This is a genomic window from Butyricicoccus faecihominis, assembly GCF_014648015.1.
Taxonomy (GTDB): Bacteria; Bacillota; Clostridia; order Oscillospirales; family Butyricicoccaceae; genus Agathobaculum; species Agathobaculum butyriciproducens.
Genome location: NZ_BMQH01000024.1, coordinates 1 through 11,735 on the forward strand (window position 1 = coordinate 1; position 11,735 = coordinate 11,735).

The following is an 11,735-nucleotide window of genomic DNA, read 5'->3' on the forward strand; positions in this document are numbered from 1 at the left end:
AGGGCGTTATATTATCAATATATTTTTTCCACCTATTTCCCGACAAAAAAATCGGTCGCTTTTCGACCGTATTTGCTTGTCCATATTTTACAGTAACGGCACGAGGGTGTCAATCCCTCGTGCCGTGTTTCTCTTTAATTTCTTGGAGCTGCACTCGGATACTCTTTTTTCTCTCTACTACTGCTTTAGGTTGTGCCTTTAATGTCCTATTGCACGCCTGTACCGTTGCACCTAACGCGGTCACAGCATTTATTATCCGCTGCCACCGCTCCCACGTTAACCCTTTTACTCGTCCAAAAAACGATTTCTTCGTTTGAATATCTTGAGTTTCCTCAGTTACTCCCATACATTTCTCCATAAGAGTGTTTACTACGCCTATTAGCAGTTTCTTTTGTTTCTGTAACCTCTCCGTTTCTTTCTTAAAGTTCGAGATCATCTCTCCGGTGTCGGCGCATATTTGCTTCAGCTGCTCGTTTTGCTTCTTTAGCTCTGCATTCTCTTTCTGTATCTCCTGCACTTCGTCGACTTCGTTCAGCTGCGCGTTCTTGTCTGCTAGCTTCTGCATTTCCGACTTGAGCAGCGATATTTGCGATGAAAGCTCCGATATTGTCTGCTTCTGCTGTTCGATTGTCTGTCTTTGCTCCTCGATCAGCTGCGAGCTGCTCTCTTGCACGCTGCTCTGTTTGCTGACTTCGTGCATTGCCCTCAAACTCATGTTCCAAGCTCTCCTTTCCAAAGTCCATGTTATAATACTTCTCCAGCTTGTTATTGCGGATTTTGCATTGCTTTTCGCCCTGCTCTTGCCGTTTTAAGTCTGTAAAGGTAATATATTTGTGGCTGTCCTGCCAGTCTACGCCGTATCCTCGCTCATTCATATGCTGCACAAAGTCTGTACGGCTGGTGGCCTGTTCTCGGCAGTCCAATATCGCCAGCGCAATATCTTGCACATAGCTCTTTATCTCGCTCTGCTCGGCCTTTTTGAGCAACTGATAGGTGTCCTTGCTGAACGCTACCGTTTCCTCTCGCTCCTGTCCATCAAAGGTCTTTCCCTTTTCGGTAATATGCAGCCCGTATTTCGCACACAGCTGATCGGAATAATCTTTCATGGCCTGCAGCTCTGCCTTGCTCTGCTGGAGCTTATGGCCGTCTACATAGCTCACGCTGTTCACCACAAAGTGCGTGTGGATATGCTCCTTGTCCTCATGGGTAGCAATCAACACCTCAAAGTCCTGCCACTCCGGTCGTGAGGCTGCCAGCTGGCACGCGATCTGGTGCGCCTGTGCCGGATCTATCTTCTCGCCTGGTGCAAAGCTCTGAACAAAATGCTTGTAGGTTCGCCCTCCGTCCTTATCCCACAATAATTTCGTAACTCTCATTTCATCTTTAACTGTATCAGGAACGCAATTCAAGCCACTCAGCAACTTTTGTTCAGTTTTTTCCTCTTGCATTACATAATCGAGGACTGTGTTTATCCCAGCTTTTGAAGATACTGCCTTAATGACTGCCATACTATTTTCACCTCATCTAATACCGTCGGCAATTCTTTTTTGTAATCAATATAGCCGCGCTCATTAAGTCTTTGGGCGATTTGGTTGAGGTTCGTGCCCTGCCGTTTCAGCTCCGGCACGATCTCTTTGATACCGTCCGTATTTACAATCTCCTTACCCAGCACGCAGGACAAAATGTACCGCTGCTGGTTCATGCCGCTTTCAGAAATTTTCTGTTGCAGCAGCTCCCATTCCTCCTCACTAACTCGGAACGAGAGCTGCTTCGGTCTACTCTTATTTGCCATGACCGCCGTTATTCTCCCTTAAATTTTCTCAGTGCCTCTACATAATCTCGGATTGCTTCTACTTCTTCGGCCATACTCAACTTGCTCGGCTTCCAATCGTCCAGCCAATACTGCAATTCATCTTCAAAATCGAACGTGTCACCTGGCTCCATTTCGTATTCTTCACGCTGCTCCTCAAACTCCTCTGGGTGCGATTTGTATTCTTCGTTCTCCTCATAGAGTTCGATAAAATTTTCGAGGTCTGCGTTCTGCTCCAGCAAATGCCACAGCAGCGTTCTCTTATCATCACACTCAAAATCGCAGCGGTTGAACCAGTCCTCGGCAAGATAGCGTTCGTCCGAACCATTGGTGAAAGTGCCATCAACCAGATCACCGATGAAGCTCTCCAACAACTCAGAAACCGTCATGCTGTGGCTGGTGGCTTTTTGCAAAATGCGGTCGCAATCAGCATCGGACAATTTCAAAACGAGTGTCCGCTCTTTGATGGTTTCGATCTCTTTTTTCTGATCTTCGTACAACATGGGAAACCTCTCTTTCTTTCGTTCGCGGCGTTCTCCAAGCAGGGGATTGAAGGGGGTGCAGCCCCCTCACAAGCTCTAAAGTGGTAACACTTTAGGTAGCTTGCAATATATCTCCCACACCCTCATTATACATAGCTGGCATATCGTTGTCAAGTGTGGGAGATGGGCTTGCGGTAGCAAGCCCCAGTGCGGCAGATTGCCCTCCTGCCTGCTGCGACACATGGAGAAAAACGAGCGTCAAGGGTGGTTCATATGAACCACCCTTGACGCTCATTTTTCGGAATGTATGCTGTAACAGCATGGTAATCGCCGCCCTGTTTCTCTGGACAGATAGGAAAGAACACAGTCATAACTTATACAAATAGAAAGAAACCCTTCAAGGGTTTCTTTCTATTTGTCACACATTCAATACTCTGACTATTCTACCTAGTTTGCATATCCAGAAGAAATGAAAAACGAATCAATCACAGTAACTCCATCATTTTCATAGACCGGAATCTCATGGTCATACGGAACATAATCCGGAATATTATGCGGAAGATCCGATGTTTTAATGTAGCCCTCTGCTCCATTTTTTCCAATGGCAGAGATTAAATCTACGTCTACATTCAGATGCTTTACAGCCATCGCTTCTCCATAAGTTTCTCCGACAGAATTAGTATGAATCTGATTCTCTTCACTAATTAAACCTACATCGCTATTAGAACGAGTAGACATCGTATAACTTACATTTTCCAACTCAACTTCCTTCATCGCTCCATCACTACCCATGTAGTAAGTAGTTCCTTCGGCTGTATACTTTCCCTGACCACTTGCTTGTCCTGTAGTCGCGGTCACACCCGTGCTCAAGGCCCCATTGGTCACAGGACCTCCATACGAAGCTAATGCCTGGCCTCGATAAAGCTCTGCAGATGCTTTAACGTAATTTGCTGGAACCTGTGTACCATCCGTAGTCAGTATGGTTGCTGTCGAACGAACTAATCCCTTAGAAGCCGTTATTGCGGTTCTACTATGATACTTAATGTTGCTCTTGCCAGTCACGGTTGCTGTCCATTTAGAATACTGCCAATTATCTGCTGCAGCTGCCGCAACAACGCAAATAGCACTACATAACAGCAACGATACTAAACGTTTAATCATATTCTTCTTAGACCTCATAAAAATGCTCCTTTCTATGCTATTTTACCTAATCTTAAAATTTGTAATTTATTCCGTTAACGAAGTAGCTGCAACCATAGTATCAGTCGAGGAACTTTCTTCGGGTCCATAAATATGGAAAGTATCAATGACCGTGACACCATCAGATGCATATACAGGGATATCTTTACTGCTATCGTCATAAGTCGCGGCTTCATCAAGCGTTTTCGGCCCATTCATTTCACTTGCTCGAATATATCCTTTTTTACCATTGACACCAATAGCGGAATAAAAATCTAAATCTCTAATCTCAGAAGAATCTTCAGTAGTGGCATTACCCATTGTATAGCCATTCTCATTTACGAAAATAGCATCTTTATCTTGTGTTTCCTGATTATTATTCGCCATAGACGAACGAGTTGGCTTTGTCATTGATGGAGTTCTGGTAACTGTCAGTGGTTTATATTCTCCACCTTCGTAAAGTTTCAGAAGGGCTTGTCCGTAATATGTTTCTGTTCCATAAGAAGCATAGCTAATGTTAGAAACCAAATTATTTGCATATTGTGTATTTTGAGTCCAACTAGAGCTGCCTACTACTTCGCCATTCGAAGTCATAATTGTAGACTTAATCATCATATAGCCAGCTGGCACAGTATTTTTGCGTACAGTTGCTACTGTTCCTCCTCCAGCTAATTTATTAGGTGCAGTGCTTGACGTATTTAATGTCGAATATGCCTGATAATCAATTCCCGCCGCCGAGCACTTGAAAACAGTGCTAATGGTAGCCGATGCAGAAATGATGAGCGCACTTGAAAGCATTAACGCAATTATTCCAATTCGCTTTTTTTTCATAAAGACACCTCTATAGTCTATAAACTCAGTATTTTACATAACCACTAACCGAAATACTCTGTGAGGAATTGTTTCTCACTGCAAATACATAATTGCCACGAGTATCAACCTTAATGGTCTTATCAAAAGTGCCATTATTCACGGTTAAATAATGAAATTTCCCTTTGCTATCAACCAAACCAAAATCTACGCTTGCAGAGAATGGAGAGTATGTAGCTTTAATCGTTACAGTTTCCCCAGCTTCCAACGGGAAACTCTTATCTGCCCGCAAGATAGATTTAGCAGGAACCGTCATATTAAAGGACCCCGAAGCACGTTCAAGGCTCAGTTCAATTACATGATCTCGATGCTCAACGTTTTTCGGAGCAATATCAGCTGCATTAGCTGACATACCCACCCCGCTAACGATAAGTACTCCTGCCAAAATAGATCCGAAAATTTTCTTAACTCTCATTGCTACCACTTCCTTTCACAAACGCCTACCAATCTACCGAAAAATCTCCAGAAAATACAACATCATCTTCTTCTGTTTCCATTTCGGAAATTGGAACTTCATTTTGTGGCTTATTAGTGTTATGTAAATGCAGCAGCATAACACCCCCCACAACCAGCAATATAACTACAACGCAAGCTATTAGGCCCACTAAAATTAGTTTGATCGTGCATCCATCCAAATGTCGTATTTTTCTGTCTGGTTTTCTTCGGAACCCTCTAATACGTAAATTGGCTGGATATATTCACTTTCTGGATCTGCGTAGAAAGCATCAGAAACAGAATCGACCAAAATACTGCTTGGAGCCACTTCAGCATTTAGGGTGTACTCATTTTCGCTCAGCGATGTTGCTACTTCATGATAGTTCTTACCTTCAACATCAGCATCAACCAAGGTATATTCATTTGCAAACTTGTCAACGCCAACGATTTCTCCAGTCCCTGATACGGAAATGCAGATACGAAATGTTCCATATACAGGTTTTCCGGCAATCTCAGGGTAGAAATATACATTTTTTCTGAGAATTTCTTCTGTCCCTTGTGTTGCATCCCCGGTCGATGTCGTACCAACCTTCGCGTCCCCTAGCTCCTGCAGCGGGTACAGATTGTTGTCCGCAATAAACTGCTCAGCTATTTGGATGGCATCGGCGTCCGACAGTGTGCCTTCCTTTGCATCAAAGTCGATTGGTTTTTGATAAAACCATCTGCCGGTTTGCGCATCAATTCCAACTGTAGTTCCATCAGATAATGTATTTCCGGTTGGAAAAGTTCCTATATCAGATGAGGACACCTGAAATAAATCTTCGATTTTTTTCTTTTCCTGATTAATGTTAACCGGTTTCAAACGATATACAGCCAACGATTGGCTCGCGTTGTCGATCTCCGATTCGGCAGCATCCGCGATAGATACACGGGTATTCGCTGTTACGATGTTTCCAACTGCAGGGAGATTTAACTTCGGAATTTGCTCATCCTGCGGTTCTGCAAAATGCAAGACTGTTACGACACATAACATCACTGCGACACATGTCGTGACAAAGATTTTACGGTTTTGAATAACGAAATTTTTCATGCTACACGCTCCTTCCTGTGTGTGGAATTGTTTCTGTAACAATAATACTAAAGGAATTTTTCGAGCTACTATAAGATGGTGCCGCGCTTGTTGTGGTGATATAATCATTTTTGGCATTGGTATATCCCATTACACGTGCAATAACATCGTTCTTTTTTTGCTGTGGTTGGTAGACTCTAGTCGCTCTTAGGAATGCGTTCACTACAGTCTGATTCTGTAGATTTTGGCCAAACATATAACCCTCACGGCTGTCCAAATACATCGTAGATGCATAGCCCAATTGCAAACGAGTTCCATTAAAGGTATTGTATATTCGAGTAACCTCGGATGACAATCCATTATTAGTCATCCAGTTGCATGAATACATTACCACATATCGGTGTTGTGTTCGGATAGCCTCTTTCGGAACAATTGTGCTGTCATACGACATCGGACCATTCACGTAACCGTGTCCAGAAAATGCAAAAATCGTTTTCGGTGAAGCATTCAGCCTGCTCTTTAATGCAGACGCAGTGACTTGACTGTCCTTTAACAATGTTCCAGAGTAGTTATATGAACTTCCAAATACAACAGCTAATTCGGTATTTAATTTCGAAACATATGTAGCACCAGCACGATCGGGCTCATCTAGATAATCATTAATTCCACAAAAGGAGCCGTTCACCGTTACCGCAGATGCGGATCCTATCATCAATACTGCTCCCATAAGGGAACAAACGATGGTTTTTAATCTTCCCCTCATAACTAAACCTACTTTCCAAAGATCTTGAAGCGATTTTATTACTTTTGTTCTCACCGGTAACGTTGTCATACTTCGAGCCTATAATGAGACTCCATCCGTATTTATCTCAATATTTTACATAACCACTAACTGAAATACTCTGTGAAGAATTATTTCTCACTGCAAAAACATAATTTCCTCTGGTATCAACCTTAATGGTCTTATCAAAGGTGCCATTATTCACGGTTAAGTAGTGAAATTTACCTTTGCTATCCACCAAACCAAAATCGACGCTTGCAGAGAACGGAGAGTATGTAGCTTTAATCGTTACAGTTTCCCCTGCTTCTAACGGGAAACTCTTATCTGCCCGCAAAATAGATTTAGCAGGAACCGTCATATTAAAGGATCCCGATGCACGTCCAAGGCTCAGTTCAATTACATGATCTCGATGCTCAACGTTTTGGGGAGCAATATCAGCCGCATTAGCTGATACATTGACCCCATTAATGATAAGCACTCCTGCCAAAATAGAGCCGAAAATTGTCTTAACTTTCATTGCTACCACTTCCCTTCACAATCGCTTACCAATCTACCGAAAACTCTCCAGAGAATACGACATCTTCTTCTGTTTCCATTTCGGAAATTGGAACTTCATTTTGCGGCTTATTAGTGTTATGTAAATGCAGCAGCATAACACCCACCACAATCAGCAATATAACTACAACGCAAGCTATTAGGCCCACCCGTAAATGGTTTGACGGTTTTTCTTTTGCTTCATCTTCCGTTTTAGAAACTTTTTGCATATCTTCAGCCGTTTTATCCGATAGCAAATAATCCACGGATACATTATACAGCTCACTCAATGCTCTGAGTTTCTCCCGAGAGGGAACCGCTAACCCGATTTCCCACCTTGATATAGCCTGACGAGATACATTGATCTCCTCAGCCAGCTGAAGCTGAGATAAACCTTTCTCCTTTCTCAAGCGAACTAACTTCTCTGCTGTAGTCATTTATTACACCTCTATATTACCCACATATTCGACTAAAATAAACCAATCTACGATTGCATTTGAGCAATTATAGATTGCATCTCATGCAATTCTCTAAATTTCACCTATTATAATACAATCTCCATTAAAATATGTAAATATCAACCACTCTAAATGTCCAAAACACATACAGCAAAAGCCCTGGCGTTTTGTGCTACACCAGGGCTTATTATCATTGCTTACAGCCGTCTGAACCACTTCTATAATCTACTTCTCACAGCCTTTATCTCCTAAAGAACCTGCTTAACCAGCTCCGTCCTTTCGGCGCTGCCCGATCCTCCGGCACGTCGGCAGATGCACGATCTTCCCCACCGGCAAGCTGCTGCTGCATTGTCCCAGCGTGGAGGGCCTGCGCCGCACGCGCAGTTTCCTGCGCTGCCAGCAATGCAGTGCTGCACTCCGCCAGCCTCGCGTTTAACTCTCTGATCTGCTCGTCTTTCACTGCCAGCTGTGCTTGCAGCGTATCAACAGTAGTCTGTAAAACGCCAACTAAATCGCAAACTTCATGGTTTGCGGTTTGCGATTGGTTGGCGTTTGTGGTTTGCGATTTGGTTTGCGATTGCTCATCGCTAACCGAATTTTCAGTCACTATTTCTTGCTGTCTTTTTTTCTGAAAAGCCATTTTTATTAACTTTTCTTGTTGGTTTTCGATCGCAAACTGGTTTCCGTTTTTTCGCAAACTTGATCGCAAACCAAGGTTTGCGATTTGCTTACTTACAGCAGTCTTTGATACGCCCAATTCGTCCGCAATTTCCTTGATCGTTTTGGCCATCTGGCACACTCTCCTTAAAACAGGTCGCTATGCGAACCAGTTCTAATCAGCTTCAAGATCAGAGCGTCGCGCTCAATCTTATACACCAACAGCCAATCCGGCTGAATGTGACACTCTCTCATGTCTTTGTAATTTTTCGAATTGGTCAGCGCATGATCTCGGTAGGCAGACGGCAAAGGCTTCTCCTCGCACAGCAATTCCACGACAGCACTCAGCTTTTGCGGATCGCAGCCACGCTTCACCGCCAGCTTATAGTCTTTCTTGAACTGCCCCGTAAACTCCGGTTTAAGCATTAAGGGCCTCCATCATATCTGCCACACTGTCGAACGGACCGTGCATATCTTCGTCATTCTCCGCTGCTTTCATCGCTGCATAAGTGATGTCGTTCGGCTCGTCCAGACGAACTTCAAACGGCAATCCATGATAGCGCAGTGCCTGACGGTAAAAAATGCCCGTAGCGGTGCTCAAATCCATGCCCAACGACTGAAACAAATCTGCCGCCTGCTTCTTCAGCTCCGGTTCAATACGAAGCGTCATATTACCCTTAGTTGCCATATAAAAGCACTCCCCTCAAAGCATATTACTGATATTCTACATCCATATTATATGCTTTATTTATTTGCGTTGCAAGCGCAATGCAAATAAAATTTACTTGTGATTATTACTCTAACAATCTGGCAACATCTCGTTTAGCATACACCACACGAGCGACTGTCACCAACTTCTTTTCCTCGTCCACCCAATAGAGCATTAAAAAGTTCTGCACTAAGATTTTTCGATACTCACGCTTCAACGGGCGGATTGGTTGATACGCCGGAAGCGCATACGGAAATGTAAGTATGCTTTCCGCAGCGTTCACCAGTTCCATAGCCAAACGATCTGCCGCAGCAGGATTTTGCAGCTCTCCACTGATATAGCGCACGATTTCAACCATATCTCGCTGGGCAACAGGCAGGTACTCCAGTTTATACACCCTGCTCCCCTCCAATAGCGGCTTTCATCGCTTTCAATACATCTTTGGAGGAATAACGCTGATCTGTCAGCTCGGCCTCTCGCTCGGCCTCTTGCAGCTTGAAGTAAACCTCGCTTTCAAATTGCAAGTTTTCAAACGCTTCCATGCTCAAAACGACCATATCACCATACCCATTTTTGGTTAAAAACACAGGCTGAGCCGTTTCATGCACTGTTTTGGAAATGTCCGCAAAGTTATTTCGCAAATCCGATACAGGTCTAATCATATTCATACCATCAACCTCCTTACTATTATTTTAGCGTAATTATGCTAAAATATCAACATCATTTATTTTCTGTTTTGGGCGGAAACAAAGCGTTAACGCAATCGGTCGCTAAATAATTCATGTACTCATCGTCCGGCATAACGTTGATCCGGCGAATACCATTCGCCGCACACCCAACCAGCAGCCCGGCATCGACCTCACTTTCCGCAAAAACCATGTGTTTTTCCTGCTCCTGCACCTGCTCTTTTCTGGTCTTTCCATGCAAGAACACTTCATAGGCTTCTTCTTCCGAAAGCCCGCGTTCCTTCGCAATCGCAGTCACCGCAGCCACAATCTCAGCTGCCTTACGCTGGCTCTCATCACCAGACAGCTGAACCATCTTCTCTTTGTTCGTATATTCGCGTAAATTCATTAAACCGGCCTCTTCCCACCAACGATATACTGTCTTTTTACTCAATCCAGTTTCTCTGATACACTCCGCTTTCGTCCCCTCTGAGTGCTCAGAACGCCACTCAGCTACCACAGATAGCTTGTCCGGCCTACCATTACCGTCCGTCCATTTACGCCCCTGTCGGCGCATACGAATATCTCGAATTGCTCTTGCTTCCTCCAGATGATCAGATTGCTTCTGACCATTCCTCCTGTTCTTCTCAATCTGAATACCGGTACGCCACACAATCGTATCAATCGGATATGTAGCATAGCTATCCGTATAAGCCTCCAGAGCGTGCATAACATCGTCCTCAGTGAACTCATCACCTTTTGTATTCATGAATGGAATAAGGCCGTATGCGTCCTCCTCGAGCGTTTCTCGGGGTACTCCACACTTCTGCGCATATGTCGCAAGAGTCATAATACACCAATATCTGTGTCCCTGTTCGGCACCCTCTTTTAACTTCCTAATCCACCAGTCATAAACTGCTTTCTTACAAGTCCATGTATTCCTCGGTCGCTTCTCCACAATACGCCGCTGATACCACTCTGGATACTTCTTCTTCGCATCTTCGAGCCGTAAATCAGACTTATAAACAAAGCTCACAGCACGATGATCCTCTGGCACAAACTTATTCAAATACTCTACTGTAACCTTTTCACCGACCGAAAAGGCACGGCAGCGACCACCATCTTTCGTAATCGTACCAACCACACGAAAACCCTGAAACAAACTCTCATACTGCACCTTATCATGCAGCGAGGACGCGCCCTGTGTCCATGCCTGCCAAGTCAGCCGCCTTTTCAGCTTCTCCAACTCCTCAACAATGTTCTTAAACATCGGAATAGGCTGCTTAAAGACATAATAAATATGGATACCTGAGCCGGAAGATACCAAATACGTAGGCCGCGGCAGACCCCAAACAAACTGCAACATCTCATGACCACGGTTGATCTGCTCCATAAAAAAATCCCAATGCTTCCGCTCCGTCATACCATCAAGATCAATAGCCAACGCATACATAAACCGAGCATTGGAGGACTTCCGACTCTTACCTGCATAACTGATCGGGCTCATAAGACAGAAATCATGTGACCCAACCATATCCGCAATCGTATCAAGATCATCAGTAATCGTCATACGCTTTGCACGCTTGCTGCCTTTCTCAATAGCAATCGCTATACCATTATATTTCCCGTCCTCATACTCACCGCGCTCCTCAAAGGAGCCCTCCGGAAAGATGTCCCGATAAAAGTCCATATAGTGAACTTCCTCAAACAGCGCTTTCAAAGCACCTAAAATATCATACATCCCCATGCACCTCCAGCCCCCTATCAGGGCGTTATATTATCAATACAGTTTTTTACCTTTTCCCGACAAAAAAATCGGTCGCTTTTCGACCAACTCCGGCCCCCCTCTGAGCACCCCTGCCAGCCCCCTATAAGGGCGTTATATTATCAATATATTTTTTCCACCTATTTCCCGACAAAAAAATCGGTCGCCTTTCGACCAGCTCCGACCCCCTCTGAGCACCCCTGCCAGCCCCCCTATCAGGGCGTTATATTATCAATATATTTTTTCCACCTATTTCCCGACAAAAAAATCGGTCGCTTTTCGACCGTATTTGCTTGTCCATATTTTACAGTAACGGCACGA

General features: G+C 44.1%; 17 protein-coding genes. All 17 read right to left on the reverse strand.

The genetic code is table 11. The features are described from left to right. Window positions 1-109 precede the first annotated feature (109 nt). Entirely contained in the window at window positions 110-346 is a 237-nt protein-coding gene (locus IEY11_RS14625; RefSeq protein WP_147356956.1) for a hypothetical protein, read from the reverse strand. Between the two features lie 73 nt (window positions 347-419). Then, the gene (locus tag IEY11_RS14315) at window positions 420-1,508 is read right to left on the reverse strand and encodes a relaxase/mobilization nuclease domain-containing protein (RefSeq protein WP_117752368.1); all 1,089 of its coding nucleotides are present in this window, start codon (window positions 1,506-1,508) and stop codon (window positions 420-422) included. After that, complete coding sequence (locus IEY11_RS14320; RefSeq protein ID WP_117752367.1) at window positions 1,469-1,792, reverse strand: plasmid mobilization protein; 324 nt, start codon at window positions 1,790-1,792, stop codon at window positions 1,469-1,471. The genes IEY11_RS14315 and IEY11_RS14320 overlap by 40 nt, the downstream gene beginning before the upstream one ends. Window positions 1,793-1,800: 8 nt before the next feature. After that, window positions 1,801-2,313, reverse strand: coding sequence for a molecular chaperone GrpE (locus IEY11_RS14325; RefSeq protein ID WP_117752366.1), 513 nt, complete (start codon window positions 2,311-2,313; stop codon window positions 1,801-1,803). 426 nt (window positions 2,314-2,739) lie between these two features. After that, window positions 2,740-3,471: a hypothetical protein gene (locus tag IEY11_RS14330; protein ID WP_117752364.1), complete on the reverse strand. Its 732-nt coding sequence runs from the start codon at window positions 3,469-3,471 to the stop codon at window positions 2,740-2,742. Between the two features lie 48 nt (window positions 3,472-3,519). Continuing rightward, entirely contained in the window at window positions 3,520-4,302 is a 783-nt protein-coding gene (locus IEY11_RS14335; RefSeq protein WP_188886879.1) for a hypothetical protein, read from the reverse strand. A gap of 25 nt (window positions 4,303-4,327) precedes the next feature. Then, window positions 4,328-4,756: a hypothetical protein gene (locus IEY11_RS14340; protein WP_117752362.1), complete on the reverse strand. Its 429-nt coding sequence runs from the start codon at window positions 4,754-4,756 to the stop codon at window positions 4,328-4,330. Window positions 4,757-4,951: 195 nt separating this feature from the next. Then, entirely contained in the window at window positions 4,952-5,866 is a 915-nt protein-coding gene (locus tag IEY11_RS14345) for a hypothetical protein (RefSeq protein WP_117752361.1), read from the reverse strand. Between the two features lies 1 nt (window position 5,867). Continuing rightward, window positions 5,868-6,677, reverse strand: a complete 810-nt coding sequence (locus tag IEY11_RS14350) for a DUF6345 domain-containing protein (protein WP_147358607.1) — start codon at window positions 6,675-6,677, stop codon at window positions 5,868-5,870. A gap of 37 nt (window positions 6,678-6,714) precedes the next feature. Further along, the gene (locus tag IEY11_RS14355) at window positions 6,715-7,143 is read right to left on the reverse strand and encodes a hypothetical protein (RefSeq protein WP_117752375.1); all 429 of its coding nucleotides are present in this window, start codon (window positions 7,141-7,143) and stop codon (window positions 6,715-6,717) included. A gap of 25 nt (window positions 7,144-7,168) precedes the next feature. Beyond that, window positions 7,169-7,597 (reverse strand): helix-turn-helix domain-containing protein, encoded by a 429-nt coding sequence (locus IEY11_RS14360; protein WP_117752374.1) that lies wholly within the window; start codon window positions 7,595-7,597, stop codon window positions 7,169-7,171. Window positions 7,598-7,859: 262 nt separating this feature from the next. After that, complete coding sequence (locus tag IEY11_RS14365; protein ID WP_243022965.1) at window positions 7,860-8,408, reverse strand: hypothetical protein; 549 nt, start codon at window positions 8,406-8,408, stop codon at window positions 7,860-7,862. Window positions 8,409-8,422: 14 nt separating this feature from the next. Continuing rightward, complete coding sequence (locus IEY11_RS14370) at window positions 8,423-8,701, reverse strand: type II toxin-antitoxin system YafQ family toxin (protein WP_117752373.1); 279 nt, start codon at window positions 8,699-8,701, stop codon at window positions 8,423-8,425. Beyond that, a complete protein-coding gene (locus IEY11_RS14375) occupies window positions 8,694-8,963 on the reverse strand; it encodes a type II toxin-antitoxin system RelB/DinJ family antitoxin (RefSeq protein WP_117752372.1) in 270 nt (89 codons plus the stop codon). Before IEY11_RS14375 ends, IEY11_RS14370 begins: the two co-directional genes overlap by 8 nt. A gap of 106 nt (window positions 8,964-9,069) precedes the next feature. Then, window positions 9,070-9,381: a type II toxin-antitoxin system RelE/ParE family toxin gene (locus IEY11_RS14380; protein WP_117752371.1), complete on the reverse strand. Its 312-nt coding sequence runs from the start codon at window positions 9,379-9,381 to the stop codon at window positions 9,070-9,072. After that, the gene (locus IEY11_RS14385; RefSeq protein ID WP_117492668.1) at window positions 9,374-9,652 is read right to left on the reverse strand and encodes a type II toxin-antitoxin system Phd/YefM family antitoxin; all 279 of its coding nucleotides are present in this window, start codon (window positions 9,650-9,652) and stop codon (window positions 9,374-9,376) included. The genes IEY11_RS14380 and IEY11_RS14385 overlap by 8 nt, the downstream gene beginning before the upstream one ends. Before the next feature lie 52 nt (window positions 9,653-9,704). Then, window positions 9,705-11,396 (reverse strand): hypothetical protein, encoded by a 1,692-nt coding sequence (locus IEY11_RS14390; RefSeq protein ID WP_147331164.1) that lies wholly within the window; start codon window positions 11,394-11,396, stop codon window positions 9,705-9,707. Between the last annotated feature and the right edge of the window lie 339 nt (window positions 11,397-11,735).

What these genes read in the sequence shown, in the direction of transcription:
- IEY11_RS14385 (WP_117492668.1), bottom strand. Translation starts at nt 9,652, where the DNA reads ATGAATATGATTAGACCTGTATCGGATTTGCGAAATAACTTTGCGGAC.
- IEY11_RS14370 (WP_117752373.1), bottom strand. Translation starts at nt 8,701, where the DNA reads ATGCTTAAACCGGAGTTTACGGGGCAGTTCAAGAAAGACTATAAGCTG.
- IEY11_RS14390 (WP_147331164.1), bottom strand. Translation starts at nt 11,396, where the DNA reads ATGGGGATGTATGATATTTTAGGTGCTTTGAAAGCGCTGTTTGAGGAA.
- IEY11_RS14375 (WP_117752372.1), bottom strand. Translation starts at nt 8,963, where the DNA reads ATGGCAACTAAGGGTAATATGACGCTTCGTATTGAACCGGAGCTGAAG.
- IEY11_RS14355 (WP_117752375.1), bottom strand. Translation starts at nt 7,143, where the DNA reads ATGAAAGTTAAGACAATTTTCGGCTCTATTTTGGCAGGAGTGCTTATC.
- IEY11_RS14360 (WP_117752374.1), bottom strand. Translation starts at nt 7,597, where the DNA reads ATGACTACAGCAGAGAAGTTAGTTCGCTTGAGAAAGGAGAAAGGTTTA.
- IEY11_RS14345 (WP_117752361.1), bottom strand. Translation starts at nt 5,866, where the DNA reads ATGAAAAATTTCGTTATTCAAAACCGTAAAATCTTTGTCACGACATGT.
- IEY11_RS14315 (WP_117752368.1), bottom strand. Translation starts at nt 1,508, where the DNA reads ATGGCAGTCATTAAGGCAGTATCTTCAAAAGCTGGGATAAACACAGTC.
- IEY11_RS14325 (WP_117752366.1), bottom strand. Translation starts at nt 2,313, where the DNA reads ATGTTGTACGAAGATCAGAAAAAAGAGATCGAAACCATCAAAGAGCGG.
- IEY11_RS14330 (WP_117752364.1), bottom strand. Translation starts at nt 3,471, where the DNA reads ATGAGGTCTAAGAAGAATATGATTAAACGTTTAGTATCGTTGCTGTTA.
- IEY11_RS14340 (WP_117752362.1), bottom strand. Translation starts at nt 4,756, where the DNA reads ATGAGAGTTAAGAAAATTTTCGGATCTATTTTGGCAGGAGTACTTATC.
- IEY11_RS14365 (WP_243022965.1), bottom strand. Translation starts at nt 8,408, where the DNA reads ATGGCCAAAACGATCAAGGAAATTGCGGACGAATTGGGCGTATCAAAG.
- IEY11_RS14320 (WP_117752367.1), bottom strand. Translation starts at nt 1,792, where the DNA reads ATGGCAAATAAGAGTAGACCGAAGCAGCTCTCGTTCCGAGTTAGTGAG.
- IEY11_RS14625 (WP_147356956.1), bottom strand. Translation starts at nt 346, where the DNA reads ATGGGAGTAACTGAGGAAACTCAAGATATTCAAACGAAGAAATCGTTT.
- IEY11_RS14335 (WP_188886879.1), bottom strand. Translation starts at nt 4,302, where the DNA reads ATGAAAAAAAAGCGAATTGGAATAATTGCGTTAATGCTTTCAAGTGCG.
- IEY11_RS14350 (WP_147358607.1), bottom strand. Translation starts at nt 6,677, where the DNA reads ATGACAACGTTACCGGTGAGAACAAAAGTAATAAAATCGCTTCAAGAT.